Origin of the sequence: Limoniibacter endophyticus, assembly GCF_014652835.1 — a bacterium.
In the GTDB taxonomy this organism is placed as follows: domain Bacteria; phylum Pseudomonadota; class Alphaproteobacteria; order Rhizobiales; family Rhizobiaceae; genus Limoniibacter; species Limoniibacter endophyticus.
In genome coordinates this window covers 60,528-87,497 of sequence record NZ_BMZO01000010.1, presented here as the reverse complement: position 1 = coordinate 87,497, position 26,970 = coordinate 60,528, and the positions used below count along the sequence as shown (strand labels likewise).

Below are 26,970 nucleotides of genomic sequence, written 5' to 3'. Positions count from 1 at the left end.
CGATGAAGCTTCCCGTCACGTCTATCCGCCTGCGCCTCATGCTGATGGCTCTTATAGGCACCGTCATCGCTATAGGCCTTTCAGGCCTTGCGCTGGTTGCGCTTTTCGAACGTCACGTGGAACGACGCTTAAACCACGAGCTCGACAGCTACAGCCTTCAACTCGCTGCCGCCGTAGAAATTAATCCCGATGGCACATCCTATCTGCGTGGAGAACCATCCGATCCACGCTTCCAGCGTCCACTCTCCGGCCTGTACTGGCAAATTACAGACCTCGCGTCGCAAAAGACACTCCGATCCCGCTCCCTATGGGATTCCAGCCTAGTCGGTCATGCTGAGCCGCTTATTGGAGGGCAGACATCACTGACGATGGCCGATGGACCGGCAGATGAAAGCATCCTGCTGCATGAACGTTCGATCATCATCTCGCGAGATGACGCGGACCGCCGTATCCAGATCCTCGTGGCCGTCGATCGAGCCGAACTCGTTTCCCTGCGAGAAGGCTTCACTTACGATCTGATCCCCGGTCTGGCTGCTCTCGCCGGCCTGATCCTGCTCGGTGCCTTCATCCAGATCAGAAGCGGCTTGCGCCCATTGGAGCCCGTGCGTGCAGGCATCCATGCGATCCGGTCAGGGCAAGCAACCCGGCTTGATATGCGGGTTCCACGCGAGATCGCTCCGCTCGTGGAGGAAGTCGATACGCTGATTGCTGCGCAGGAAATGCAGGTTGCACGTGCACGCGATCGCGCCGCCGATCTTGCTCACGGCTTACGTACACCGCTGACAGCGCTTGCAAGCGACGCGGCCCGCCTTCGCAAAAAAGGGCAGGACGCTATAGCGGATGATATCGAAGCCTTGTCACAACAAATGCGGCGCACTGTCGAACGGGAACTGGCCCGAGCACGTGTACGTCACGGCCTTACCGCGGTTCAGCCAGTTTCGCTCCAACCAGTTGCCAACGCGGTCATCCGTACATTGACACGAACACCGAGAGGCGAAATGATCGCCTTTGACAATCGTGTCGAGGCGCATCTGACGATCACCATGCAAGCAGATGATCTGGCGGAAATTCTTGGCAACGTTCTAGAAAATGCCACACGGGCGGCAAAAAATAACATAGTTGTCGAAGCCAGCCAGAATACCACGGAAACAGTCATCCGCATTGCAGATGACGGGCCCGGACTCGCAGCAGAAAAGGTGGATGCTCTCTCCAAGCGCGGCAGCCGCCAGGACGAAAGCGGCGGTGCAGGTCTTGGCCTCGCCATCGTCAAGGATATCCTCGATGCTTATGAGGGCAGAGTTGAATTTTCCGCTTCGAAGATAGGCGGCTTGCAGGTCACGCTCAGCATACCGTCGCATCGAAAGCGCCCCTTTATGCCTTGAATGCAACCTTGCTGCTTCATAGTTTCGCGGGGCATACCCAGAAAGAACACAGGAGAAGCGCGTTGAACTTTGCCGTAACGCCACAAATTACCGAACAAGCCGGCACGGACACGGGCGCTCCCAATCGCGCGTCGCTTGATCTCGGCGTCATAGGCAATTCGGCAATCGCAGCACTTGTTGACCGCAAGGGCAGCATCGTCTGGAGCTGTCTTCCGCGTTTTGATGGTGATCCGTTCTTCTGTAATCTTCTCGATCATGCTGACGGGGGCGACTGGTCTATCGAACTCGACGGTTTCGAGCGAAGCGAGCAACGCTACCTTCGCAACACGGCAATCCTCGAGACGGTTCTCCACGATGGCGATGGAAACGCGTTGCGTATCATTGATTTCGTTCCGCGCTTCAAACAGCATGGACGTCTCTTTCGACCGCAAAATATCATTCGTATCGTGGAGCCACTGATTGGCGCACCGCGCGCACGCATCCGAATGCGGCCGCGTCAGGATTATGGCAAGTCGGAACCAGAGCGCTCACGCGGGACAAGCCATATCAAGTTCCACCTGCCGGACGGCACAGTTCGCCTGACGACAGACGTGCCGCTGGTCTTCATCGAGAACGAGACGCCCTTCATCTTCAATCGCCCCTATGCCATGGTTCTCGGCCCGGACGAAAGTCTCGAAGAAGCGCCCATGTATCTGGCACGCCGGTTTCAGGATCGGACGCATAATTACTGGATAGACTGGACGCGCTATCTGTCTCTTCCCGTTGACTGGCAAGACGTGACGATCCGTGCGGCAATAACGCTGAAACTCTGCGCTAGCGAGGATACCGGTGCCATAGTCGCGGCACTCACCACCTCCATTCCGGAATATGGCCAAAGCGGTCGCACCTGGGACTATCGCTTTTGCTGGCTACGCGATTCCTATTTCACGGTGAACGCGCTCAACCGGCTTGGCGCAACCAAGACGATGGAAGATTATCTACGCTATGTGGTGAACATTGCTGCGGCGTCGAAGGACGGTTATCTCCAACCGCTTTTCGGCATCGGCATGGAACAGGAGCCGGATGAGGAAATCGTCCCGCACCTTCCCGGCTATCGCGGACTTGGTCCTGTGCGGCGCGGCAATGCCGCCTACACGCAGGTTCAAAATGATGGCTACGGGTCCGTCATTCTTGCCATCACACAAATTTTCTTCGATGAGCGTCTGCCCCAACAGGGCGATGTGCCGCTATTTGAACGTCTGGAGCCGCTGGGCGAGCAAGCCTTCGCGCGTTGGGACAAGCCCGATGCAGGCTTGTGGGAATTCCGGACACGCGAGGAAGTGCACACGCATTCAAGCATCATGTGCTGGGCTGCATGCGACCGGCTCGCCCGCATCGCAAAGAAGCTGGAGCTCACAGAGCGCGCTGCCTATTGGCGCGAACGGGCGGAAATCATTCGCAACGGCACGCTAGCGCGTGGCTGGAACGAGCAACTCGGGGCTTATGTGTCTTCCTTCGGAGGAGAGAACCTAGACGCCAGCCTGCTCCTCATGCCGGAGATCGGCTTCATCGACGCACATGATCCCCGCTATCTCTCCACGCTAGGTGCCATTGAAAAGCATCTGCGTTATGGCAACCATGTCTATCGCTATCGTGCACCAGACGACTTTGGCGAACCTGAAACCGCTTTCACCGCTTGCACCTTCTGGCTGATCGATGCGCTGGCGCGTGTCGGACGGTTGGACGACGCTCGCGCCGTCTTCGAGGATGTGCTCAGCCATCGTAATCATCTTGGACTGCTGTCCGAAGGGCTTCATATCGAAACAGGCGAGCTGTGGGGCAACTTCCCGCAAACCTACTCAATGGTCGGGCTGATCAATTCCATCATGCACCTTTCGCGCAAATGGGACGAAGTGCTCTAACCAGTATAATTCCGGAGAAAAATCCATGGCAGAGGATGCCAAGTACAAGCTTTACTACTGGGATGGCATTCAGGGCCGCGGCGAGTTCGTTCGTCTCGCTTTCGAGGATGCCGGTGTCGATTACATCGACGTGGCACGCGAAGAGGGCGAAGGCATGGGACCCGAAGCCGTCATGGCAGCGCTGCAAAACAAAAAGACGTCCTTTATTCCCTTCGCACCACCTTTTCTCACTTATGGCGATGTCACGATTTCACATGTCGCCAATATTCTCTACTTTATTGGCCCCGATCTGCGTCTTGCGCCTGAGGACGAGGATTTGCGCATTTTCGTCAATGGCCTGCAGCTGACGCTGACCGATTTCATTGCCGAGATTCACGATCTGCATCATCCGATCTCTGGTTCACTCTATTATGAAGACCAGAAAACGGAAGCAAAGCGCCGCGCGAGATATTTCATCGATGAGCGCCTGCCGAAATTTCTTGGGTATTTCGAACGCGTTCTGACGCAAAATCGCGACGGCAACATGCAGCTTGTCGGCAAGCGCGTCACCTATGTCGATCTTTCGATGTTCCAGTTGATCGAGGGGCTGCGTTATGCGCTGCCCAACGCCATGCGTCGTGTCGAGGACGACGTTCCATTGCTGCTCGCCCTGCACCACACGATTTCCCAGCGTCCGAATATCAAAGCCTATCTTGGCTCCAAACGGCGCCTCGGTTTTACGGGATCGGGCATCTTTCGGCACTATCCAGAACTCGATATTTCCGCGTGATCTAAAGCTGCGACTCCATTGGCAGCCATCCGATAATTTTCGCCAGAATCTGTCGGCCAACGCCAGCTTCGGGCTCGCGCCGGTAAACCCGCTCGCGCGAACCTACCCGACCTGTCCATAGAAGGCGGTCCATTTTCCAGATCACCGCGAAACTGGCGTCGGACCTCGTCTCGGCACGGAAGATTGCGTTCATCTGCTTAACGACAGCGTCGCTGTGGAAGAGCACCCCCATTTCGGTGTTGAGTGATACCGAGCGCGGGTCAAAGTTGAACGAACCGATAAAACCCTGTTTACCGTCCACACTGAAGGCCTTGGTATGCAGGCTCGCACCCTTCGAACCAAAAACTGAAACACCGGGCCGGCGCGCAAAAGGCTGCAATTCGTAAAGCTTCACCCCAGCCTGGAGAACGCGCACCCGATAACGGCTATAGGCTCCGTGAACGGCAACCACGTCTGTCGCCGCCAGTGAATTGGTCAGTACGGTGACCTCCACACCCCGGTCCGTCAAATCTGCAAGCCACGAACAACCACGCTCCCCCGGAATAAAATAAGGTGAGATTAGATCGAGCGAGCTGGTCGCCTTATCTATTTCCTTGGAGAGTTCGCTCATCAACCAGTTCGTACGGTCTTTCCCTTCCGCCTTTCCCGGCGGATCTGAGAGAATCTGCGCCCTCTCCGTCCAGACGAATTTGCGCGAAGCGATCACCTCCGAAACAGAAGCACGATGGCGGACGCGCTTGAGATAGGGACGCGCCTTCTCGCTCCGCTCGAGTTTCGCCAGCCGTCTGCGCATTTTGGCGAGTTTGGCCCGCCGCAGCCGGTTTAGTGCCGCTATCGGAACACTCGCGTTGCAATTGAAATACAGGTCGAACATCTCTTCCGTCTGTCCAACCGCTTCACCCATCAGGATTGCGTCCAGATCGCGGAAATTCGTTGCCGCCGCATCGAAATAGGCATCCCCGATATTGCGTCCGCCCACAAAAGCCACTCGCCCATCAGCGATCCACGCCTTGTTATGCATACGACGGTTGACCGAAACGAGCCGAAAGATCATCTCCAATCCGCGTTTCCATGGAGCACCGCGCGAGCGGGTGGGATTAAAGAGCCTGACCTCGATATTGGGATGGCTATCCAATGTCAGATAGAACGGATCGCGATCGCGCGTATTGATATCGTCGAGCAGAATGCGCACCCGCACACCCCGGTCTGCGGCCTTAAGCACCTCGTTTGCCAGCAGCCTGCCCGTCAGATCGTCATTCCAGAAATAATAGATCAGGTCGAGACTGCGTCCGGCGTGACGGGCGGAAAGTACGCGTGCAGCGAAAGCGTCGAGATTGTCATCCACCAGCATGATACCCGTCGACATAGCGGTGTCGGGCTTTAGTCTCGTGAACAACCGATCGAGATCCGTCTTCCCATCCTCGACCGGCAAAGCCTTCGAGCATTCTCCCTGTGCATGGCGCGCAAACCGACCATAGGAATAGATGAAGAAAGCGCCAAGGCCTATGAGGGCAATGATGATGAAAAGCGCGATCCAGATGGCGTCGTCTGTCATGGCAGGTGTACGGGGGGTGTGAGATCGATCCGGGCCTTGATCGGCAGATGGTCGGATGCCTTGCGGGCAAGCAGGCTGTCATGAACCTCGATACTCGATATGATCTGTTGCGGACTTGCCAGAATCCGATCAAGTGCCAGAAAAGGCATGCGCGAGGGAAAGCTCGGCAAAGCCACGTCAAGTGGTCCGAAATGCGGCAGAAGCGACATCAGGGAAGATCGCCGCGCCACGCGCCATTCATTAAGATCGCCCATCAGAATCGTGGGACCCTCATCAGCGCGCGCCGCATCAAGCAGCGTTTCTGCCTGCTTCGCCCTGGAGCGGCGCAGGAGACCCAAATGGGCGGCGATGATGCGTAGCTTGGCGCCTTTGATCTCCAGATCGGCGATCAACGCGCCACGCGGCTCCACGCCCGGCAGCTTGAGCGAACGCACCTTGCTGACCAAACCTTCTCGCGCCAGAATAATATTCCCGTGCCAACCGTGGCTATGGGCATGATCGGACTGAAAGACAGGAACAAGCTTAGCCGTATTTTCCAGCCCGCGCAGATCCAGTAGTCCCGCTCTCCGGCCGAACCGTTCATCGGCTTCCTGCAAGGCAATGATGTCCGCGTCCAACTCGTTGATGACGGTTGCCACCCGCTCCGGGTCGAATTTACCGTCAGCGCCTACACATTTATGCACATTGTAGGAAGCCACGGTCGCGTGCCATTGCTCGACCTGTGGATTCTGGTAACGACGATTGCCCCTCTGAATGGCTGAGAAGATCGCAGATGGCAAAGTGGGCGCTTTCTGGTGCATGTTCGTCAGATTAGCCCCGATCGTGGCGGAAGAATGGGTTCACAATAGGTAGAAATGCTAAAACTGGCGCTCTAGTTCAAGTGGAGAAGCGCGGAAGCATTGACAGACGGTGCATTTCCCGTTTCAAAGTTGGTTAAGCGTCTTCGCGGTTATTCTGAGAATTACACAGCAGGCGATCGTCCTGCCAAAGTTTCGCATGCGCAGTTAGTCAATTATAAAGCTGTAAATTGCAATAGATGCCTGAACGAAGCATCACGCTGGGGGGCGTGCGATGGCGTTGGATTATAATTCGCTTTTATTAGCGATCGGCTTTTCCGGTATCTGTCTGGTTATGACGATGCTCGGCAGCTGGGCTGTCACACGTAGCGAAAATACCCTTCTTACCTGGGGGATCGGTGCCATTGTCACCGTCGTCAGCATTTTCGCTTACAGTTCTTATGTGTGGAAGCCTACGCTTTTCGCCGGAACATTGGCAATATCCAGTCTCATCGTGGCTATCGCCATCCTGTTTGCAGCCGCGCGGCAATTTCGCAGTGGCATCTTGCGCATAAGCGATATCATTCCCATCACACTCCTCACCCTCGTTGTGATCGTCGGCACTTTTGCCGTCGGTTATGATGGGGTTTCCTTCATCATGTTCAATCTCGCTATTGGCATCAGTATGTGGGGATGCGCAGCCGAATATTGGCGAGCGCGCGCAGAAGCGCCTGCCGTAATCTGCGGCCTCTCGGTCCTGTACACGATTACCGGCGCCTCCTTCTTTCTTTGCGCTTTCGTCTTGATTCAGGATTTTCGGCCCGTACTGGGGCATGCGCCTCAGAACTGGGCGGAAGATTTAAGCCTCGCCATCGTCATCGGCGGCATGAGTGGTATTGGCGCGCTTTCCTTATCGCTTCACTATAGCCGTCTCGCCCGTCGGCATCGTACGGAAGCACGCACCGATCCGCTTACGGGCCTGCTCAATCGGCGCGCCTTCTTCGAAGCTCACGGGCGATATGCTGTCGCACCGGGAAGCGCGGTCCTCCTTTTTGATCTCGACAATTTCAAGGCGATCAACGATCGCTACGGACATGCCGTTGGCGATATGGTCCTCAATATATTTACCGAAGAACTTACGGCTTTGCGACACACAGGCGATTGCTGTGCACGCTTGGGTGGCGAAGAGTTCGTCATGTTCAAAGCCACCTGTCTTCCGGAGCAGGCGCAAAGTATAGCGGAGCAAATCCGCAAGGGATTTGCCGGGCGGATTGTCGAGACCGAAAAAGGTCTCCTGAGGGGCACGGTCAGCGTAGGGATCGCTATCGCCACAGGAACCAGAAGCGATATAGACACGCTCTTGCGCGAAGCCGATCATGCCCTCTACGACGCCAAGAACACCGGCCGGGACCGCGTCGTCGTCTCGAGCTATTTGCAGGCGGTTTAAACGCTAGGTGGCCAACCGCGCATAGCGAAACAATTCAAGATCGAATTTGCTTTCGCCGGTCGTTGCTAGATCGGCGAGAATTTCACCCATAACGGATGCGAATTTGAACCCGTGGCCCGAGCAAGGCGACGCAACGATGATCTCAGGATGCCCTGGCAACGTGTCGACGACAAAGTGTTCATCCGGCGTATTGGTGAAGAGGCATGCTGCCAGCCGCAGCGTGGGGCCATCAGCCTTGGGAAATAAATCGCGAATGGCGAGTCGCAGCGCTGCTTCATCATCGGGCCGGGGTTCGCGCGATAATTCATCTGCATGCCCATGCTCCTTGAAATGATTATATTTCCCGATCTTGAACCCCGGAATACCCCAGCTCGGGAACTGATAATAGTGGCCATGGTCAGCCGCAATGTTCGAAACCGGAAAAACGCTCGGCTTGAAAGCAGATGGATCTATGGGTTGGAACCAGCCCAAAACCTGTCGTTCGGGAACGGCCGTCATCGTAAGACCAGGTATGAGATCGGAGATCCAGGCTCCGGCCGCCACGACAGCCCGCCTCGCTTCATAACGGCCTTGATCAGTGATGACTGCCACCCTGCCCTGCCCCGGCTCGACGGCAACCACCTTTTCCCGCGCGTGGATTTCGGCACCCGCATCTACAGCTAGGGCAGCATACGCCAGGATAGCACGCTCCGACGCTACGAACCCGCCCTCAGGCTGAAAGACACACGCCATATAATCCGGTAAATTATAGCCCGGAAAGCGCGAATTAACCTCCCTCGCACCAAGCACTTCATGGCTCAAACCATGCTCCTTACAGGCGGCAAGCGAACCGGTGAAAACGCGTCCATCTTCACGACTGGCATCAATACTTCCGGTGATAAACAGAAGCTGTTCGCCAGCCAGTTCTTCCGTTTTTCGCCAAAGTGCATATGCCCGCCTCAATAAGGGCACGTATGACGGATGTTCGAAATAGGAAAGCCGGATGATGCGGTTGAAACCGTGCGACGACCCCATGGAATGACCTAGATCGTAGCGCTCCAAGCCGAGCACCTTCTGCCCACGCCTTGCCAACTCCCACAATGTGGCGCTGCCCATTCCACCGATGCCGATCACGATCGTATCGTACATTATCTTTCCCCTCTTTTGGGCAAATCTAGAGCTCGAATTCTACCTGCGTCAATCACCATGTCGCGCTTTGACAATCCCGCGGCGCTGGGCCAGAAGCAACAAGGGAGGCTTCATGACGCAAAAGCTCGAACTGCATGGCATCGCCAAGAATTTCAACCGAAAACAGGCGCTGCGGGACGTGACACTGTCAATCGCGGCGGGAGAAATCGTATCATTGGTAGGCCAATCCGGCTGTGGCAAGTCCACGCTTCTGCGGCTCATTGCGGGCATCGAGCACCCTGATGGTGGCAGGATATTTCTGGACGGCGCAGAAGTGTCAGGACGCGACCGCTTCGTTGAACCAGAAAACCGAAAGGTGGGTATGGTCTTTCAGGATTATGCTCTCTTCCCACATCTCACGGTACGCCAAAATATTCGATTTGGCATGAAAGGCCGGCTCTCTCCCGCTGATCATAAACGCATCTCCGGCCTCATGGCGTCGCTCGGACTCGAAAAACTCGCGGAAAACCACCCGCACATGCTTTCCGGTGGCGAGCAGCAGCGGGTCGCACTCGCCCGTGCGCTCGCGCCGCAGCCGAGCGTACTTCTCATGGATGAGCCCTTCTCGAATCTGGATCGCGGCCTCCGTGATCGGGTTCGTACCGAGACAGTTGCACTCCTGCGTGATCTGGGAACCACCGTCATTATCGTCACACATGACGCGGAAGAGGCATTATCGAGCGGCGATACGGTCGTGCTCATGCGAGAGGGAGGGATCGTCCAGGCTGGTAGCCCCTATGAGATCTACGATCATCCAATTTCGCCTTACGCCGCACGCTTCTTCTGCGACTTCAATGTCCTTCCGGGCAGACTCCGCTCGGGCGGGCTGGAGACTGCTCTCGGATGTTTCGCGGCGCCTAACGCTAAGGGGGTCGAAGGGGGTCCCGGCTTTGCCTATATCCGCCCACAGCAGTTCCTGCCTTCGTTGCAAGGCGGGAAATGGCGTGGAAAAATCACCGGACGCACTTTCCTTGGTGCTGACGAAGTTATCGAGATTCGTGTCCCCCAACTAGCCGATCCTGTTCGGCTTCGCACGTCACAGCGCATCCCGCGCGACATTGTGGAACTTGGATTTGATATGGCGGATCAGAGAGTCATTGTGTTCGATGACAAAAAGGGCGACGTTCTCGCAAAATTGTCAGCCGTAGAAACTTGATTATACTAATCAACTATGATCTCTGGCAGCAGAAATTTGCTCGGAGGAACTTAAAATGCGTATTAAGACTTTGTGTGCCGCAGTCGTTTTCGCGGGCGCCAGCTTTGTTGGCAGCGCGCAAGCGCAAGAACTTAACATCTACACGACCCGCGAGCCGGGCCTGATCCAGCCGTTGCTGGAAGCATTTACTGAGGAAAGTGGCGTCAAGGTCAATACCGTCCTACTCAAGGACGGCCTTGCAGAACGTGTCCTTTCTGAAGGTGAGAGTTCGCCAGCCGACATATTGATGACTGTGGATGCAGGCAATCTGATCGATCTCGTGGAGAAAGGCGTTACGCAGCCTGTCGAGTCTGCCATTCTCACCGAAAACATTCCCGCAGAACTGCGTGATGCAAACAATCACTGGTTTGCCCTCTCAATGCGGGCGCGCGTTCTCTACGCTGCCAAAGATCTCGAACTGACAAGTTTCAACTACGAAGACCTCGCCGATCCGAAGTGGAAGGGCAAAGTCTGTATTCGTTCCGGCCAGCATCCATACAATACCGCACTTTTTGCAGATTATATCGCTCACTATGGTGTTGAAGAAGCCGAAACATGGCTCGCCGGCGTAAAGGCAAACCTGGCGCGCAAGGCGGCTGGTGGCGATCGCGATTCTGCCAAGGACATTCTGGGCGGCATCTGCGATATCGGCATTGCAAACTCATATTATGTCGGCTTGATGAAGTCCGGGAAAGGCGGCGAAGAGCAGGTAAAATGGGCCGACGCAATCAAGGTCATCCTGCCGACCTTCAAGAATGGCGGCACGCAAGTGAATATATCCGGCGCAGCCGTTGCCAAGAACGCGCCGAACAAAGAGCACGCTGTCAAGTTGCTGGAATATCTCGTTTCGGACGAGGCGCAGAAAATTTACGCCGAAGCGAACTTTGAATATCCGGTCAAGCCTGGTGCGGCCGTAGATCCGATCATCGCTTCCTTTGGCGAATTGAAGATTGATCCGAAGCCCCTCACCGAAATCGTCAGCTATCGCAAGCAGGCAAGCGAGCTGGTCGATAAGGTTGGATTCGATAACTAGGGCATCAAAAAGCGCGAGACGGAAAACCTCTCGCGCTTTGCATTTCGATGACGGATATTCTGACGGACCCGGTTCCGCACAAGAGAGAAACAAGCAACTTCTCCGGCCCAACGCGTCGCTACGCAGGCCGGCTTTGGGCTTTTCTCAGTCTGCTCGTCGCAGCCTGCGTGGTGATGCCATTCGCCGCGCTAGCTCTTCAGGCGGTTCAGGGTTCTGCCGGTCTTTGGCCACATCTCGTTACCACTGTTCTGCCTGTCGCGCTCCGAGACACGTTTACGCTCCTGGTCGGAGTCGGCCTGTTAACAATGATCATTGGAACAGGCACAGCATGGCTGGTTACCGCCTACGATTTCCCGGGCCGCCGCCTGCTGGAATGGACACTGCTTCTCCCATTGGCGATGCCAACCTATATTATAGCCTATGCCTATCTGGACATCCTCCATCCGATCGGGCCAGCACAAGCCTTTGTCCGCGATCTACTGGGTTACGATAGTCCGCGTCAGTTTCGCTTGCCTGATGTTCGCTCCATGTGGGGCTGCATCGTGCTTTTCTCCTTCGTGCTCTATCCCTATGTCTATATCACCACGCGTGCCATGTTCCTGATGCAGGGTGCGAACCTGCTTGAGGCCGCGCGTACACTCGGCGTATCGCGTCGCGCCCTATTTCGTCGCATAGCGTTGCCACTCGCTCGACCCGCCATTGCAGTCGGCGTGGCGCTTGCTCTGATGGAAGCGCTCAACGATGTCGGTGCCGCAGAATTCCTCGGCGTACGGACCATGACGGTCACCGTGTATACGACCTGGATCACCCGTTCTGACTTGCCTGGCGCCGCGCAAATCGCGCTGGCGATGCTCGTCCTCGTTGTTGGGCTGGTGACGCTGGAACGGGTGGCCCGGCAACGCCAGCGCTATACGCTAAGCGCGCAACGTGCGCGCCTGATGGAGCCGCGCCGTCTCGGGGCTCTTCAAGGCGTCGCAACGCTGTTTATTGGTTTCCTTCCCGTCCTGCTCGGCTTCATGGCACCTTTTGCCTATCTCGTGAATGAGGCCGTCAAGCGTTACCAGTTTTCCGGAATCTCAGACCGTCTCGCAGACGCTGCATTCTCGACCTTGGGCTATTCCGCATTAGCCACGCTGATCGTCATGCTTGCTGGCATCATCGCTGCATACGCATTGCGGATGCATCCTTCTCGAAACGGCAACTGGATCTATCGTCTTTCTACCATCGGCTATGCTGCACCTGGCACCGTTGTAGCGCTTGCCGTTCTTATTCCGCTTGCAGGTTTTGACCGCTTTCTCGACCAGAGCGCGCGTGAGTGGCTTGGGGTGTCGACTGGTCTCATTATGATGGGTTCCGGAGCAGCCCTGGTTTTTGCCTATTCCGTCCGTTTCCTGACCATTGCTGCTGGAAGCGTCGATGCAGGTCTGTCGCGCATTCCCTTGTCTCTTGATCATGCATCCCGCTCGCTCGGTCAGGGAGCCTTTGGCACGCTGCGTAAAATTCATCTCCCGCTTTCCAAATCGGCCCTGGCTGCCGCGGCCCTTCTCGTTTTTGTTGATTGTGTAAAGGAGTTACCCGCGACGCTTCTCCTGCGTCCACTGAACGTCGAGACTTTCGCCACGCAGCTCTACGGCGAAGCCGCGCGAGGCACCTATGAAGAAGCAGCGATTGCTGCGCTTGCAATTGTCGCAGTTGGTATTTTGCCGGTCATCCTGCTGGCGCGGACCGGCCGCCGTAAATCGCAATAAAAAAGCCCCGGCGGTGGCGCCGAGGCCCCTTTTCATATCAGAATAAAGTCAGTCCGGCAGCTTGCGAACAGCGCCTTTGGCAGCACTTGTCGCCATCGATGCATAAGCCTTGAGGGCGGTGGAAACCTTACGCTTGCGCACCTCTTCCGGCTTCCATCCCTTTTCGTCCTGTTCAGCACGACGCACCGCAAGAGTTGCGTCGTCGACTGCGAGATGAATCTTCCGATTAGGGATGTCGATGTCGATGATATCGCCTTCGCGCACCAGGCCAATCGTGCCGCCTTCGGCTGCTTCCGGCGAGACGTGGCCAATTGAAAGTCCTGAGGATCCGCCGGAGAAGCGGCCATCCGTGACGAGCGCACACGCCTTCCCGAGACCCTTGGATTTCAGATAGCTGGTCGGGTAAAGCATTTCCTGCATGCCGGGACCGCCGCGCGGTCCTTCGTAACGGATCAGTACGATGTCGCCGGCCTTAATGCCGCCATTTAGAATGCCAAGAACCGCCGAATCCTGGCTTTCGAAGATACGCGCCGGACCAGAGAACTTTAGGATGGATTCATCCACACCTGCGGTCTTCACGATGCAACCATCCTCGGCCAGATTGCCATAAAGCACGGCCAATCCGCCATCCTGGCTGAACGCATGCTCCTTCGAACGGATGACCCCCGTTTCCCGATCCACGTCAACGCTGTCGAACCGGCGCTCCTGACTGAATGCCACTTGCGTCGGCACACCGCCCGGGGCAGCCGAGTAGAAGGTGTGGACCATCTCGCTCGTCGTACGCGTCACATCCCATTGATCAAGTGCTTTCGCAAGGGTCTCCGCATGCACCATAGGCACGTCGGTGTTCAACAGACCTGCCTTATCGAGCTGACCCAGAATACCCATGATGCCACCGGCATGGTGCACATCTTCCATATGTACCGTATTATTAGCAGGCGCGACCTTGCAGAGAACCGGAACACGCCGCGACAATCGGTCGATGTCGGCCATCGTAAAGTCGATCTCGCCTTCCTGCGCCGCCGCGAGTAAATGCAGCACCGTGTTGGTCGAGCCGCCCATCGCAATGTCGAGCGTCATGGCGTTTTCAAATGCTTCGAACGTTGCGATCGAACGCGGCAGTACGCTTGCGTCATCCTGCTCATAGCACCGGCGCGCCAAATCAACGATAAGATGCCCGGCCTCAACGAAGAGACGCCTGCGATCAGCATGCGTCGCCAGCGTCGAACCATTGCCCGGAAGCGAGAGGCCCAACGCCTCCGTCAGACAGTTCATCGAATTAGCGGTGAACATGCCGGAACATGATCCACACGTCGGACAAGCCGAGCGTTCAATGGCCTGGACCTGCTCATCCGTATAGCTATCGTCGGCAGCCGCGACCATCGCATCAACGAGATCAAGTTTCTTGATTTTGTCGTCCCAAACCACCTTCCCGGCTTCCATCGGTCCGCCCGATACGAAGACAACGGGAATATTCAGCCGCAGGGACGCCATCAGCATACCCGGCGTGATCTTGTCGCAATTCGAAATACATACCATCGCATCAGCGCAATGCGCATTCACCATGTATTCGACGGAATCGGCGATCAGCTCGCGGCTCGGTAAGGAATACAACATGCCATCGTGACCCATCGCGATGCCATCATCGACAGCGATTGTGTTGAATTCCTTGGCAACACCGCCGGCTGCTTCAATCTCACGTGCCACCAGCTGTCCGAGATCCTTCAAATGCACGTGACCGGGTACGAACTGGGTGAAGGAATTCACGACGGCAATAATCGGCTTGCCGAAATCCTCATCCTTCATGCCGGTGGCGCGCCAGAGGCCGCGCGCGCCGGCCATATTGCGCCCATGGGTGGTTGTACGCGAACGATAAGAAGGCATTTCGAACCCTTTTTAGAAACTGTTTCAGCCTACACCTTCCGCGCAGATGCGCAGTACAAGCGTAAATGCTGCTCAGCAACAGACTGATCTTGACTCAACCGTACCGAAGAGTACGCCTTAGCACAATCATATTATAAGGCAAAAGATTACACCTACAAAACGCAATAAAATAACGCGCGCTGCGGGCGCAAATGAACAAGCAGCGAATTTGCATTTCCAACCGGCTCAATTATGATGCATCAAACATCGTTTAGAGCATCTTATGGTTAAGCACGACATCCTGGATCGCGAAAATCTCTCCAATAGGGCTTATACCACACTGTGCGAAGCATTAGTGAAAGGTCATTATAAACCTGGCGATCGACTCAAAATTCGCGACTTGGCCGAGCAATTCGGTACGAGCGTCACCCCGGTCCGCGATGCGATCCTGCGGCTTGCGCAGGATGAAGCGATTGTTTTCCAGTCCGCGCGAAACATCCGTATTCCGATCGTCACGAAGCCTCGCTACCTTGAAATACGTGCGATCCGCATGCGCCTGGAAGCTCTGGCTGCCGAAACGGCCGCGCGACGTGCAAGCCAGGAGGATATCACGAGACTTGAGCGCATATTGGAAAACAATGAAACGGCCATTCGAAACAAGGACGGCATTCGCGGAGCGGACTTTAATCAGGCGTTTCACTTTGAAATCGCCAGCATAGCCGACATGCCGCAACTCTACTCTATTCTGCAAAGACTATGGTTGCAGATGGGACCATTGATCTCGCAGGTTTATCTTGAGGGAGGGCGTTCAATGATCAATCACCACTACACCATCCTGAACGCACTCCGTGAACATGATCCCGTCGGCGCAGGCGCGGCGATGATCACCGATATTTCCAGCGGCGGGCAGGCGCTTCTCGACCGCGTTTCTGCGTTCGGGCAACCCGCAGCAGCAGAATAATTTCGCCCATAAAAGCGAAACCCCCTTGGCATTCACCTCGCATGATGCATCATAAGCATGACAAATTTTAGATACGGAGAAACCATGGCTGAGGGATACATGTTGCTGACGGGCGCCAGTCGCGGCATCGGCCATGCGACTGTGAAGCTTTTTCAATCACGCGGCTGGAGGATTTTCTCAGTCTCGCGACAGTCCTCCGAGGAATGTGCATGGCCAGCGGCACGCGAAAGTCACATTCAGGCTGATCTTGCCGATCTTTCTCAGGTAGAGGAATTGATCGCAGAAGTGCGCAAACGGCTGCCGGAGGGCAAGTTGCACGCTCTCGTCAATAATGCGGGTATTTCACCGAAGGGTCCGGATGGTTCGCGACTGGGCGTCGCCAATTCCGACGCTAGCACATGGACACGCGTGATGAACGTCAATCTCATTTCGACGGCTCTTCTTGCACGCGGTCTTCGCCCAGAGCTGGAAGCCGCTCAAGGCTCAATTGTAAATGTTACCTCCATCGCCGGCTCCCGTGTTCATCCTTTCGCGGGCGTCGCCTACGCGGCTTCAAAAGCCGGCCTCGCCACGCTTACTCGCGAATTGGCGCATGAGTTCGGCCCCTTGGGTATCCGGTCGAACGCTATCGCACCTGGCGAGATCGCCACTTCCATTCTCTCGCCGGGAACCGACGAATTGGTAGCAGCCGAAGTGCCTATGCGCCGGCTTGGCACGCCTACGGAAGTGGCCGAAACAATCTACTTTCTGTGCTCTCAAGCCTCATCTTACATAAATGGCTCTGAAATCCACATAAATGGTGGCCAACACACGTGAAATCGTTGGCCGCCCAAGCATCCGCAGAAGATGCCACTTAATTAGCCGATTATAAAATATCCGCTTAAAGTCTAATCAGAAAGAACCAGAGAAAGGTCTTGACTCACGTGCCGTCGATTTAGAAGATGCATCATACATCATGTCGCGACACGTGTTGATCGAGGGGAAATTGCAATGGCAGCCACACCCAACTCCGCAGAAGCCCGCGACATCGCCTATCATCTGCATCCCGTAACGAATGCTCGACGCCACCAGGAAATCGGCCCGCTGATCATCGACAGAGGAGAAGGCATCTATGTCTACGACAGCAACGGCAAGCAATATATCGAAGCTCTAGCCGGTCTGTGGAGTGTAGGCGTAGGATTCAATGAGAAACGGCTAGTTGAAGCAGCGACGAAGCAAATGTCCAAGCTTCCCTATTATCACACGTTTACTCATAAGTCGCATGGACCGGTCATTGATCTTGCCGAGAAGTTAATCGGCATGGCGCCCGTCCCGATGAGCAAGGTGTTCTTCACCAATTCGGGCTCAGAAGCCATCGACACGGCGTTGAAGCTGATATGGTATCGCTCCAATGCCCTCGGCCTTCCTCAGAAAAAGAAGATTATCGTTCGCAACCGCGCCTATCACGGTATCACGATTGCCGCCGGTAATCTGACGAGCCTTCCTGCCAACCACACCTCCTTCGAAATGATCGTGCCGGACGTCATTCGCCTGACCGCACCGCATCATTATCGGGAGGCGAAGCCCGGCGAGTCGGAGGAGGATTTTGCGACACGTCTAGCAGAAGAGCTCGACCAGAAGATCATAGAGGCAGGCCCCGACACGATTGCAGCCATGTTTGCCGAGCCGGTTCAAGGCGCAGGCGGCGTCATCGTTCCTCCAGCAACCTACTGGGAGAAGGTTCAGGCAGTGCTTGCGAAGTACGACATCCTGCTTGTCGCCGACGAAGTAATATGCGGCTTCGGTCGCACAGGTACGATGTTCGGTACGACCACTTTTGGCATCAAGCCGGATATCATGGTCTTGTCGAAACAACTTTCCTCATCCTATCTTCCCGCCTCAGCCCTGATGATCAACGACAGGGTCTTTGAACCCATTGCCGACGAAAGCAATCGCGTAGGCGTTCTCGGTCACGGTTATACAGCAAGCGGTCATCCGGTGGTGACTGCCGTTGCACTGGAAAATCTCAAGATCATCGAGGAGCGCAATCTCGTCTCGAACGCAGCATCCATGGGCGAACGAATGCGCGCTGCCTTGAGGAAACTCGAAAGTCACCCGCTGGTGGGAGAAGTACGCGGCGTCGGTCTCATAGCCGCTGTGGAGCTGGTTAAAGACAAGGCGGCGAAGACTGGGCTTGGCAAAGCAGGCGAACTTGGTGCGCTCGTCAACAAGCATGCACAGGAGAACGGCCTTATCAGCCGTGCGATGGGGGATTCCATGGCTTTCTGCCCGCCGCTTATCATAACCGAAGCAGAAGTCGACGAAATGGTTTCTCGTTTCGCCACAGCACTCGATCTGGCGCTTGCCGAATTACCTGAAGGCTCGGTGAAAGCGGCCTGAGGCTTTTCTCGCGGCGCGGACAGCCCGTGCCGCCCACCGATCCTTGATCAGAGTCAAAAATGACCGTTCGGAGGATCTGGATTTCCGGCAGCGACGGGATAATCTAGTCGTTACCGCAATGGGATGCGGAATGAATTCCGCGAAGGAACATGGGGAACATAAAATGCAAAACAAGAGCAAAAATGCCATTGTTTCAGGCCTGATCGCAACCGCGCTCGGTCTATCCGCAGTAACAGCGGGCGCACGCGATCTGACCATCGTTTCATGGGGTGGCAGCTACCAGACCGCGCAGAAGGAGATTTATTTTGATCCCTTCAAAGCCCAGCTTGGAAAGCCGATTCTGGATGAATCCTGGGACGGTGGCTATGGCGTGATCCAGTCGAAGATGGCTGCCGGGGCTCCCAACTGGGATGTCGTTCAGGTTGAAGCGGAAGAACTCGCCCTCGGTTGTGCCGACGGCCTCTACGAGACGATCGACTGGGCCAAAGTCGCACCGAAAGAGGATTTCATCGAAAGCGCCGTCAATGATTGCGGCGTCGGTGCCATTGTCTGGTCAACCGCGATCGCTTACGATAGCGCAAAGATCGCTGATGGCCCAACGAGTTGGGCCGATTTCTGGAATACCGAAAAATTTCCGGGCAAACGTTCCCTGCGCAAGGGTCCCAAATATACGCTGGAGTTCGCGTTGATGGCCGACGGCGTTCCAGCCGAGGAAGTTTACGACATGCTCCGTACGGAAGAGGGTGTCAACCGCGCCTTTGCGAAGCTAGACGCTTTAAAAGCCGACATCGTCTGGTGGGAATCCGGTGCTCAACCGTTACAGTTTCTGGCATCAGGCGAAGTCGCCATGACGTCAGCCTATAATGGACGCATTTCCGGCATCAACAAGTCGGAAGGCAAGCAGTTTAAAGTTGTCTGGCCAGGCAGCATCTATGCCGTCGACAGTTGGGTCATACTGAAGGGCGCGGAAAACAAGGATGATGGCCTCGACTTCATCGCATTTGCGTCCAAGCCCGAAAATCAATCCAAACTTCCAACCTATATAGCCTACGGCTTGCCGAACAAGAAGGCCGCCGAAATAGTTCCCGCAGATCAGCAGGCAGAACTACCGACAACGACTGCGAATCTGGAAGGCGCTATTCCGCTCGACGTTGACTTCTGGATCGACAATTCGGAGGAGCTGACCCAGCGTTTCAACGCCTGGCTCGCTCAGTAAACCGGCACAACGTGCGGCCCCCGTTCCGCCACGTACGCTACAATTGTCGGAGCGCCGCTGAACGATAGCGGCGTCTTCGCTCCGTGATAAGCTCACATGCAGGACAAGCGCCATCTCTCCCATGTCGCCCTGCAGGTTGCCTGGAGAGCCACGCAGTGAATGATTTTCGTATCCGTTTCGATGGCGTTAGCAAGAATTTCGGCGCGCTTCGCGTTGTCGACCGGCTCAATCTGGACATTAAGGCAGGTGAATTCGTTAGTCTTCTTGGGCCATCCGGCTCAGGCAAGACGACTCTTCTCATGATGCTGGCCGGCTTTGAAGAACCGACCGAAGGACGCATTCTCGTCGATGGCACATCTGTCAACGGCTTGCCGAGCTATAAGCGCAATATGGGCGTGGTATTTCAGAACTATGCGCTTTTTCCCCATATGACGGTTGCGGAGAATGTCGCCTTTCCGCTCAGCATGCGCAATTTCGGCAAAGGGGAAATCAGATCCCGTGTCGACAAGGCTCTCGATATGGTGCAGCTCGGAACTCTGTCCCGTCGTTATCCAGCCCAGCTTTCGGGCGGTCAGCAGCAGCGCGTCGCACTTGCACGCGCGCTTGTCTTCGAGCCTCGGGTCGTTCTCATGGACGAACCGCTTGGCGCTCTCGACAAGCAATTGCGTGAGCAGATGCAACTTGATATTCGCGAATTGCACAATCGCCTCGGCCTCACCATCGTATTTGTGACGCACGATCAGTCCGAAGCGCTCACCATGTCGGACCGGATTGCGGTGTTCAATAAGGGCAAGATCGAGCAAATAGGCAGCCCCCGCGACATTTACGACCATCCGCGAACCCGTTTCGTGGCCGAGTTCATCGGCGAGACGAACCTCACCCCTGGCAGAATCCTTGAGGTCGGTGCGGATACCAGCCGGGTCGAGCTTGCCGACGGGCGCATCGTTCAGGCGGCGCCGGCACATGTCCGGACGGGCGACGAGGTTCTTGTCTCGATTCGCCCTGAACGCGTGCAGATTGGCGACAACGCCTCCGGTATAAACGTTGCGAAAGCGACTATCCGCGACAGTATTTACCAAGGAGACCACCTGCGTCTCCTGCTTGATCTTGGAACAACCGCGCTTCTCGCGCGGCTCGACCGGCGCTCCCGCGAGTGGAAGATCGGCGACACTGTTTCGGCCTGCTTTGCACCAGCGGATTGCTGGATCATTCCGCGACAGAAGGCGGAAGTGTAGCATGGCTCCGTTAAAGCAAAGATTTTCGGCGGCCGCGTTGCTCGCGCCGCTGCTGATCTTCATAGCAATTTTCTTTTTATGGCCGCTGATTACCATGATGAGCCAAGCGGTTTCTGATCCCGCCGTATCCAATATTCTACCGCGCACAGCAGAAGTCGCCAATGACTGGGATGGAGATGGACCGCCAACGCCTGCGATGAAAGCCGCGTTCATCGAGGATCTTCGCAACGCGGATAATCAGCAAGCCGTGGGTGACATGGTCCGCCGTCTGAACTCGGCGCAGTCCGGCTTCCGTACATTGATGGGTAAGACGACACGCGCCATATCCTTAGAAGAAAATCCTGATCTTTCCGCCATTGATCCCCGTTGGGACGAACCGCAATATTGGCGGGCAATCACAGATGCGCTGTCTCCGACTACGGATCGCTACCTGCTTGCAGCCGTTGATATGGAGCGCAATGCCGCAGGCGAAATTGTCTCGCTGCCCGCGGACCAGTCCGCCAATCTGACGATTCTCGCGCGCACCTTCTGGATCGCCGCTCTGGTCACCTTCTTCTGCCTCACCATTGGCTATCCGTACGCGATGATTGCGGCTTCGGTCGATGGTTGGAAGCGTAACCTGATGCTGGGCGCCGTGCTGCTACCGCTTTGGACATCGCTGCTGGTTCGTACCGCGGCCTGGTTTATCCTGTTGCAGGACAATGGCCTCGTCAATCGTGCTCTTGTTGACTTGTCGATTACCGCCGAACCCATGCGGCTGATTTTCAATCGCACGGGCGTCATCATCGCAATGACCCATGTGCTCTTGCCTTTCATGGTGCTGCCAATCTACAGCGTCCTCATTACTGTGCCCAAAAACCTGATGCCGGCCGCCGCCTCGCTTGGCGCGCATCCGCTGCGCGCGTTCTGGAAGGTATTGATGCCACTCAGCCTGCGCGGCGTGGCTTCCGGTGCACTGCTAGTCTTCATGTCGGCGATCGGTTATTATATTACACCCGCCCTAATTGGAGGTGCCGGCGACCAGATGATATCTTCCGTCATCGCCTTCTACGCTACCGGCAGTGCGAACTGGGGAATGGCGGGTGCTCTCGGTATCGTCCTCCTCACCATAACCATCCTGCTCTACGCGGTTTATGGGCGCCTCTCAACCAGCCCGGAAGTGAGGAGCTGATAATGTTTACCAGCCTCCGCGTGATCTTTGCCGTGCTGGCGATGCTCTTTCTGGTCGCGCCGCTTCTGGCCATCCTACCGTTGGCTTTCACCTCCAGCGTCATCCTCACCTACCCTATTCCGTCCTATTCGGGGCGGTGGTTCGCGCAGTTGATGAACGTGGACGTCTGGCGACGTGCCATTGTCAACTCGCTGATTATTGGCGGCGGAACGACGCTACTCGCTACGACTCTCGGCACGCTCGCGGCTCTCGGGTTGCGCGGCAGGCGCCTGCCTTTCCTTGGAGCCGTGCGCACCCTATTCCTTCTGCCAATGGTCGTCCCGGCTGTGGTGCTGGGCGTCGGAATGCAGGTATTATTCGCCCGTATTGGTCTGGGCAGCACCTATCTCGGCGTCATCATAGCGCACACTGTGATTTCGATACCGTTCGTCCTTGTGAGCGTCATCGGTGCACTTGAAGGTATCGACACACGTGTGGAACGAGCCGCAGCAAGTCTCGGCGCTTCGCCGATGACAGTCTTCCGCAAGGTAACATTCCCGCTTGCACTCCCTGGTATAGCGTCAGGTGCCGTACTCGCCTTCGCAACGTCGCTCGACGAAGTGGTTCTGACATTGTTCGTGGCTGGCCCCAACCAGCGTACCCTGGCAAGGCAGATGTTTTCGACCATTCGCGAAAATATCAGCCCGGCCATCGCAGCTGCTGCCTTCATCTTCATCATTGGCACCATTCTGCTGGCACTGATCGGGCTTTACCTACGTCATCGCGTGGCAGTACGACGGGGTATCGTGCCGGTACAATAGAGATCACTGCATAATGGAACCGCAACCTCGGTAGACGAAAATCGTTCCGGCATCTGAGCATTGAAAGGGCAAGATCATGAGTGTCGGATTGTTGGCATTGTTGGACGATGTGGCTGGAATAGCAAAAGCTGCGGCCGCGTCTCTCGATGATGTTGCCGGGCAGGCAGCGAAAGCCGGAGCAAAAGCTGCCGGAGCCGTCATTGATGATGCCGCCGTAACGCCGCGCTACGTCGAAGGTTTGTCGGCTGATCGGGAACTGCCTATCGTGGGCAAGATTGCTCTTGGTTCGATCCGTAACAAGCTTCTTTTCCTCCTGCCGGCTGCCCTGATCCTTAGCGTGTTTGCATCATGGCTCATCACTCCCCTCTTGATGCTGGGTGGCGCCTATCTCTGTTATGAAGGCGCAGAAAAAATTTATCAGGCACTTTTCCCGCACGCGGCACACGCGCATGAAGAGAGTTTACCCAAGGCGGCAAGCGCCGAACAATTGGAGAGCATCAAAGTGGCCGGTGCGGTGAAAACCGATTTCATCCTCTCCGCCGAGATCATGACGATCGCACTTGCTGCAACAGAAAGTCCTGATCTCATCACACGTGCGCTCATTCTGGCCATTGTAGCTATTGGCATTACCGTCGCCGTCTATGGCGGCGTCGCGCTTATCCTGCGCGCGGATGACGCCGGACTTGCCCTTGCCAAACATGGCTACACGAATGCCGGCCGCAGCTTCGGCCGCTGGCTGGTACGAATTATGCCGTCCTTCATGAATGGATTAAATATCGTGGGAACGGCTGCCATGATCTGGGTCGGCGGCGGCATCATCGTCCACGGTCTTGCAAGCTTCAATTTCACCGGGCCTGAGCATCTCATCGAGCAAATTGCCTCTCTTGTCGCCGGCGTGCCCCCCATAGCACAAGCGGCGGTCCACTGGCTGGCAATCGCACTAGGCAACGGCATTGTCGGGATACTGTTTGGCCTATTGCTCATCCCGTTCGTTTCTTACGTGCTTTCGCCGATCTGGAAAACACTTCGCCCCGGATCAGCCCATTGACGCGGCTGGGAAGCTTATCTCAACTTTGAACCCCGCCCCATCCGCACCCTGTGCAAGGACCATCCGCCCTCGAAAGAGCGCAGCGATTTCGGCAACTATTGCCAGCCCCAGTCCAGCGCCATGGGCGCCCTGATCCGTGCCGCGTGCAAAACGAGAACCGAGACGTTGCAGCGTCGCCGCATCAACACCTGCTCCAGTATCTTCCACCGTGAGCGATACCCGATCCGCAATCTCCCGCACTCGCACGGTTACCTCGCAGCCGGACCCGCCATAGAGCATGGCATTGTCGATTAGATTCCTGATGAGCTCCCCGAGCAAAAGTGGTTCTGCCTCGACTATAGCCGTTTCCTCACCTTCGTAGCCTAAATCAACCCGATGGGCAGCAGCATCAGGTATACGCTCGGCCGTGTGCTGCCGCGCGATTTCGGCAAGGTCGATTATCTGCATGGCCGCTGGCGCCCCTTCGATCCGCGACATGAGCAATAATTGCGCCAGAATCCGTTCGGCATAGGCGACCTGTTCATCGCCCTTCTTCAACGCGAATTTCGCGTCTTCCAAAGTCTCCGCGCGCTGTGCAAGCGCCAATTGCGTTCGTACGACGGCAAGCGGGGTGCGTAGCTGATGGCCGGCATTGCCCGTAAAATTACGAAGAGCGAACAGAGCGGATGCCAATCTCTCCATGAAACCGTTAATCGTAGCGGTGATATTGCGAACTTCACGCGGCCCCTGCTCCTCGATCGGATCCAGATCGCTCGGTGTTAACCGCCGGATTGACTGTTCGAGCTTGTAGAACGGACGCAAGGCAAATGTCAGTGCGATGGCAACGATCGTCAGAGCGGCCAGAATCAGCGCGGACAAACGCAATGCCGAGCGCCAGATGAACGCATTCGCAAGCTGGCGGCGCCCATTGGTCGTTTCAGCAACCGTAACTGTAAACGGTACCGAATTGATCCCAGTTGAAGCGAAGCGCATTAACGTCGCGACGCGAACAGGCTCGCTTCGATAGATTGCATCTCTATAGGCGGGTGAACCTGCAACACTCGTCTCGACGGTAGGCAGACCGCTATACCCAGTGATGAAGTTGCCGGGCGGACCATCAACTCTATAAAAAACACGGTCCTGTGCGGTCGAGGTCAGCATTTCAAGCGCTACATAGGGAATATCGACATCCAGGGAGCCGAGTTCATTGACGATGACACGCTCTGCAATCGCCAGCGCCGAGCCGGAAAGGACGCGATCAGACACCGCATTTGCGGTTCGCGTGGCCTCGCGCCAAGTGTCGATCAGTGCTATCATGCCTATGGCGGCGGCGGCGACAACCAGCCATAGCAGAAGCCGTCTTCGTAGCGAATAGCCCCGCCTCGTCACTTGTCAGACACCGTTTTTTCAAGAAAATAACCAATGCCACGGGCAGTACGCACGGTTAGTCCGTATGGGTTGAGGCGCTTGCGCAATCGGCTTACATATTGTTCGATCGCATTAGCACTGAGATCATCATCGAAAGCAGTCATCGACTGAATAATCGATTCCTTCGTGATGACCTTGCCTGCGCGCAACATGAGGACCTCGAGCAGGCCAAGCTCTCGAGCAGGAAGGTCCAAGGCGCCGTCACCGGTTGAAAAACTACGCGACGTCAGATCGAAGGACAGTTCGCCATAACGAACTGTCGACGAGCGCAAACCCGCGTGACGACGCAGGAGAACGCGTATACGTGCTTCGAACTCGCCTACGTCGAAAGGCTTGATCATGTAGTCGTCAGCACCAAGATCGAGTCCGCGCACTCTCTCCTCGGCGCTGCCGCGCGCCGTAAGGATCAGAACGGGCGCGCCATTCTGGCGCGAACGCATGGCGCGTAAAACGTCAAGACCATCCAACTCAGGCAGATTAAGATCAAGAATGATTAAATCAAAACTTTGGGCAGCAATAACTGCGTCCGCAGATGCACCGTCATGAACGACATCAACGACATAGCCGTTCGAGCGCAGAAGCTTCCAAAGTGCATCCGCGAGATCTCGATTGTCCTCCGCGAGCAATATGTGCAATCGCCGCTCCTCCACTCGTCAGTGCATACACAATCGCGAACGAGCTTCCAAGAGTTCAGCTTTTGAGTTTCGACTTGGCAAGGAGTGGCGCTCGGTGCAATTTTGGCCTATGAGCCTCTTCATGCGCCCGCTTCTGCTGCTTTCTCTCCTGTTGCTGTGCGCCGGGGGTGTTCAGGCGGCCAGTGAGACCTATTATCCGGCCTTGTCCAGTGACAAGAACACGCCAGTCGTGAGGGTTTATTCCGCGCTCGACGAGCCCATTGCGCGCCCGCTCATTCTAGGCTTCCAGAAGGCGAATCCGGATGTTGCTGTGCACTATTTCGAGATGCTGACGCCCGAAGTCTACAGCCGCATTGTAGAGGAAACGGATCGCGGGAGAAAAACGGCCGATTTCGCCTTCTCTTCCGCCATGGATCTTCAAGTGAAACTCGTCAATGACGGCTATGTTCAGCGCGCTGATCTGCCTCTCAGCTCCATCTGGCCCGAATGGGCGCATTGGCGCCATTCCGCCTACGCGCTCACATTTGAGCCCGCCGTCTTCGTCTATCACAAACCCAGTTTTCTCAACCAAAGGCCGCCGTCAACTCGAGCTGAGTTCCTCAGCTACCTCGAAAGCAACGGCAAGTCCGTCTTCGGCAAGATCGGCACGTATGATATTGAACGCGCAGGTGTTGGCTTCCTCTTCTTGTCGCGCGATGAGGAGCAGTTCGAAGACATCTGGTCAGTTATCCGCGCCATGGGCGCTGCCGGCGTTCGCCTTCATTCCACCAGTTCTGCGATTCTGGAACGCGTCGCCAACGGTCGTTTCGTCCTCGGCTACAACATTCTCGGCTCTTACGCGACGCATTGGGCCAAGCAGCAGCCCAATATCGGAATTGTGCTGCCTAAAGACTACACTGTCGTCATGTCACGCATCGGACTGGTGCCGGCGCAAGCTGCCTCTCCGGAACTCGGGAAGCGTTACCTTTCCTATTTCATGTCAAAGGAGGGCCAGACGATCCTCTCGCAAGAGCTTGGACTGCCCGCAGTAAGCCCCGAAATTTCAGGTGAGAACACTGCGAACACGATGCAAAGGACTTTCGGCGCACAATTGCGCCCTGTTCCGGTCACCCCTGGTCTAATGGTCTATCTCGACCAGATGCGCCGGGCCAAGTTGATCGAGCGTTGGAATGAAACGTTGAGAAATCAGCGGTAGATTTATCGCGGTGATAAAAACCGATTCCGTGTCAGCTTGATGTCAGCTTATTATGATCGTCTACGGTAATTCGGCTCGTGGAGGCGT

General features: G+C 56.1%; 22 protein-coding genes. 16 read left to right on the top strand and 6 right to left on the bottom strand.

Annotated features, from left to right (window positions below):
* The first annotated feature begins 2 nt into the window (after positions 1-2).
* The 3 genes from IE151_RS14735 (at position 3) to IE151_RS14725 (ending at position 4,052) form a co-directional block, all read left to right on the top strand.
* Entirely contained in the window at positions 3-1,382 is a 1,380-nt protein-coding gene (locus tag IE151_RS14735) for a sensor histidine kinase (RefSeq protein WP_189491788.1), read from the top strand.
* 62 nt (positions 1,383-1,444) lie between these two features.
* Entirely contained in the window at positions 1,445-3,283 is a 1,839-nt protein-coding gene (locus tag IE151_RS14730) for a glycoside hydrolase family 15 protein (RefSeq protein WP_244636797.1), read from the top strand.
* Between the two features lie 25 nt (positions 3,284-3,308).
* Positions 3,309-4,052, top strand: coding sequence for a glutathione S-transferase (locus tag IE151_RS14725; protein ID WP_189491785.1), 744 nt, complete (start codon positions 3,309-3,311; stop codon positions 4,050-4,052).
* A 1-nt stretch (position 4,053) separates the two neighbouring features.
* On the opposite strand, the gene IE151_RS14720 is transcribed toward IE151_RS14725, so the two are convergent.
* Entirely contained in the window at positions 4,054-5,607 is a 1,554-nt protein-coding gene (locus IE151_RS14720; protein ID WP_189491782.1) for a phospholipase D family protein, read from the bottom strand.
* Positions 5,604-6,407: an endonuclease/exonuclease/phosphatase family protein gene (locus IE151_RS14715; protein ID WP_189491779.1), complete on the bottom strand. Its 804-nt coding sequence runs from the start codon at positions 6,405-6,407 to the stop codon at positions 5,604-5,606. The genes IE151_RS14720 and IE151_RS14715 overlap by 4 nt, the downstream gene beginning before the upstream one ends.
* A gap of 271 nt (positions 6,408-6,678) precedes the next feature.
* On the opposite strand from IE151_RS14715, the gene IE151_RS14710 reads away from it, so the two are divergent.
* Entirely contained in the window at positions 6,679-7,830 is a 1,152-nt protein-coding gene (locus IE151_RS14710) for a GGDEF domain-containing protein (protein WP_189491776.1), read from the top strand.
* Between the two features lie 3 nt (positions 7,831-7,833).
* On the opposite strand, the gene solA is transcribed toward IE151_RS14710, so the two are convergent.
* Positions 7,834-8,958 (bottom strand): N-methyl-L-tryptophan oxidase, encoded by a 1,125-nt coding sequence (solA, locus tag IE151_RS14705; RefSeq protein WP_189491773.1) that lies wholly within the window; start codon positions 8,956-8,958, stop codon positions 7,834-7,836.
* Between the two features lie 112 nt (positions 8,959-9,070).
* Between solA and IE151_RS14700 the strand changes: the two genes are divergently transcribed.
* The 3 genes from IE151_RS14700 (at position 9,071) to IE151_RS14690 (ending at position 12,973) form a co-directional block, all read left to right on the top strand.
* Positions 9,071-10,153, top strand: a complete 1,083-nt coding sequence (locus IE151_RS14700; protein WP_189491771.1) for an ABC transporter ATP-binding protein — start codon at positions 9,071-9,073, stop codon at positions 10,151-10,153.
* A 55-nt stretch (positions 10,154-10,208) separates the two neighbouring features.
* Positions 10,209-11,225, top strand: coding sequence for a Fe(3+) ABC transporter substrate-binding protein (locus IE151_RS14695; RefSeq protein ID WP_189491768.1), 1,017 nt, complete (start codon positions 10,209-10,211; stop codon positions 11,223-11,225).
* A 173-nt stretch (positions 11,226-11,398) separates the two neighbouring features.
* Positions 11,399-12,973, top strand: a complete 1,575-nt coding sequence (locus IE151_RS14690) for an ABC transporter permease (protein WP_244636822.1) — start codon at positions 11,399-11,401, stop codon at positions 12,971-12,973.
* A 48-nt stretch (positions 12,974-13,021) separates the two neighbouring features.
* Here the strand turns inward: IE151_RS14690 and ilvD are convergent, their stop codons facing one another.
* Positions 13,022-14,857, bottom strand: a complete 1,836-nt coding sequence (gene ilvD, locus IE151_RS14685; RefSeq protein ID WP_189491763.1) for a dihydroxy-acid dehydratase — start codon at positions 14,855-14,857, stop codon at positions 13,022-13,024.
* 262 nt (positions 14,858-15,119) lie between these two features.
* Between ilvD and IE151_RS14680 the strand changes: the two genes are divergently transcribed.
* The 8 genes from IE151_RS14680 (at position 15,120) to IE151_RS14645 (ending at position 23,646) form a co-directional block, all read left to right on the top strand.
* A complete protein-coding gene (locus IE151_RS14680) occupies positions 15,120-15,797 on the top strand; it encodes a GntR family transcriptional regulator (RefSeq protein WP_189491760.1) in 678 nt (225 codons plus the stop codon).
* Positions 15,798-15,881: 84 nt separating this feature from the next.
* Positions 15,882-16,613: an SDR family NAD(P)-dependent oxidoreductase gene (locus IE151_RS14675; protein WP_189491758.1), complete on the top strand. Its 732-nt coding sequence runs from the start codon at positions 15,882-15,884 to the stop codon at positions 16,611-16,613.
* 174 nt (positions 16,614-16,787) lie between these two features.
* Positions 16,788-18,176, top strand: coding sequence for an aspartate aminotransferase family protein (locus tag IE151_RS14670; protein WP_189491755.1), 1,389 nt, complete (start codon positions 16,788-16,790; stop codon positions 18,174-18,176).
* Between the two features lie 163 nt (positions 18,177-18,339).
* Positions 18,340-19,392, top strand: a complete 1,053-nt coding sequence (locus tag IE151_RS14665; protein ID WP_189491752.1) for an ABC transporter substrate-binding protein — start codon at positions 18,340-18,342, stop codon at positions 19,390-19,392.
* Between the two features lie 155 nt (positions 19,393-19,547).
* A complete protein-coding gene (locus tag IE151_RS14660) occupies positions 19,548-20,627 on the top strand; it encodes an ABC transporter ATP-binding protein (RefSeq protein WP_189491750.1) in 1,080 nt (359 codons plus the stop codon).
* A 1-nt stretch (position 20,628) separates the two neighbouring features.
* Positions 20,629-21,798: an ABC transporter permease gene (locus IE151_RS14655; RefSeq protein ID WP_189491747.1), complete on the top strand. Its 1,170-nt coding sequence runs from the start codon at positions 20,629-20,631 to the stop codon at positions 21,796-21,798.
* A gap of 2 nt (positions 21,799-21,800) precedes the next feature.
* Positions 21,801-22,598 carry an ABC transporter permease gene (locus tag IE151_RS14650; protein ID WP_189491744.1) on the top strand — a complete coding sequence of 266 codons (798 nt, stop codon included), beginning with the start codon at positions 21,801-21,803 and terminating at the stop codon, positions 22,596-22,598.
* A gap of 76 nt (positions 22,599-22,674) precedes the next feature.
* Positions 22,675-23,646: a DUF808 domain-containing protein gene (locus IE151_RS14645; protein WP_189491741.1), complete on the top strand. Its 972-nt coding sequence runs from the start codon at positions 22,675-22,677 to the stop codon at positions 23,644-23,646.
* Here IE151_RS14645 and IE151_RS14640 read toward each other — a convergent pair.
* Positions 23,635-25,014 (bottom strand): sensor histidine kinase, encoded by a 1,380-nt coding sequence (locus tag IE151_RS14640; protein ID WP_244636795.1) that lies wholly within the window; start codon positions 25,012-25,014, stop codon positions 23,635-23,637. The two genes, IE151_RS14645 and IE151_RS14640, sit on opposite strands and share 12 nt — an antisense overlap.
* Complete coding sequence (locus IE151_RS14635; RefSeq protein WP_189491738.1) at positions 25,011-25,688, bottom strand: response regulator transcription factor; 678 nt, start codon at positions 25,686-25,688, stop codon at positions 25,011-25,013. The genes IE151_RS14640 and IE151_RS14635 overlap by 4 nt, the downstream gene beginning before the upstream one ends.
* 121 nt (positions 25,689-25,809) lie before the next feature.
* On the opposite strand from IE151_RS14635, the gene IE151_RS14630 reads away from it, so the two are divergent.
* The gene (locus IE151_RS14630) at positions 25,810-26,883 is read left to right on the top strand and encodes an ABC transporter substrate-binding protein (RefSeq protein ID WP_189492074.1); all 1,074 of its coding nucleotides are present in this window, start codon (positions 25,810-25,812) and stop codon (positions 26,881-26,883) included.
* Positions 26,884-26,970 lie beyond the last annotated feature (87 nt).

Excerpts from the sequence above, each read along its gene's own strand:
- IE151_RS14675 (WP_189491758.1), top strand. The coding sequence starts at position 15,882 with ATGGCTGAGGGATACATGTTGCTGACGGGCGCCAGTCGCGGCATCGGC.
- IE151_RS14630 (WP_189492074.1), top strand. The coding sequence starts at position 25,810 with ATGCGCCCGCTTCTGCTGCTTTCTCTCCTGTTGCTGTGCGCCGGGGGT.
- IE151_RS14645 (WP_189491741.1), top strand. The coding sequence starts at position 22,675 with ATGAGTGTCGGATTGTTGGCATTGTTGGACGATGTGGCTGGAATAGCA.
- IE151_RS14735 (WP_189491788.1), top strand. The coding sequence starts at position 3 with ATGAAGCTTCCCGTCACGTCTATCCGCCTGCGCCTCATGCTGATGGCT.
- IE151_RS14680 (WP_189491760.1), top strand. The coding sequence starts at position 15,120 with ATGGTTAAGCACGACATCCTGGATCGCGAAAATCTCTCCAATAGGGCT.
- IE151_RS14700 (WP_189491771.1), top strand. The coding sequence starts at position 9,071 with ATGACGCAAAAGCTCGAACTGCATGGCATCGCCAAGAATTTCAACCGA.
- IE151_RS14650 (WP_189491744.1), top strand. The coding sequence starts at position 21,801 with ATGTTTACCAGCCTCCGCGTGATCTTTGCCGTGCTGGCGATGCTCTTT.
- IE151_RS14725 (WP_189491785.1), top strand. The coding sequence starts at position 3,309 with ATGGCAGAGGATGCCAAGTACAAGCTTTACTACTGGGATGGCATTCAG.
- IE151_RS14715 (WP_189491779.1), bottom strand. The coding sequence starts at position 6,407 with ATGCACCAGAAAGCGCCCACTTTGCCATCTGCGATCTTCTCAGCCATT.
- IE151_RS14665 (WP_189491752.1), top strand. The coding sequence starts at position 18,340 with ATGCAAAACAAGAGCAAAAATGCCATTGTTTCAGGCCTGATCGCAACC.
- IE151_RS14720 (WP_189491782.1), bottom strand. The coding sequence starts at position 5,607 with ATGACAGACGACGCCATCTGGATCGCGCTTTTCATCATCATTGCCCTC.
- IE151_RS14690 (WP_244636822.1), top strand. The coding sequence starts at position 11,399 with ATGCCATTCGCCGCGCTAGCTCTTCAGGCGGTTCAGGGTTCTGCCGGT.
- IE151_RS14695 (WP_189491768.1), top strand. The coding sequence starts at position 10,209 with ATGCGTATTAAGACTTTGTGTGCCGCAGTCGTTTTCGCGGGCGCCAGC.
- ilvD (WP_189491763.1), bottom strand. The coding sequence starts at position 14,857 with ATGCCTTCTTATCGTTCGCGTACAACCACCCATGGGCGCAATATGGCC.
- IE151_RS14710 (WP_189491776.1), top strand. The coding sequence starts at position 6,679 with ATGGCGTTGGATTATAATTCGCTTTTATTAGCGATCGGCTTTTCCGGT.
- IE151_RS14670 (WP_189491755.1), top strand. The coding sequence starts at position 16,788 with ATGGCAGCCACACCCAACTCCGCAGAAGCCCGCGACATCGCCTATCAT.
- IE151_RS14655 (WP_189491747.1), top strand. The coding sequence starts at position 20,629 with ATGGCTCCGTTAAAGCAAAGATTTTCGGCGGCCGCGTTGCTCGCGCCG.
- solA (WP_189491773.1), bottom strand. The coding sequence starts at position 8,958 with ATGTACGATACGATCGTGATCGGCATCGGTGGAATGGGCAGCGCCACA.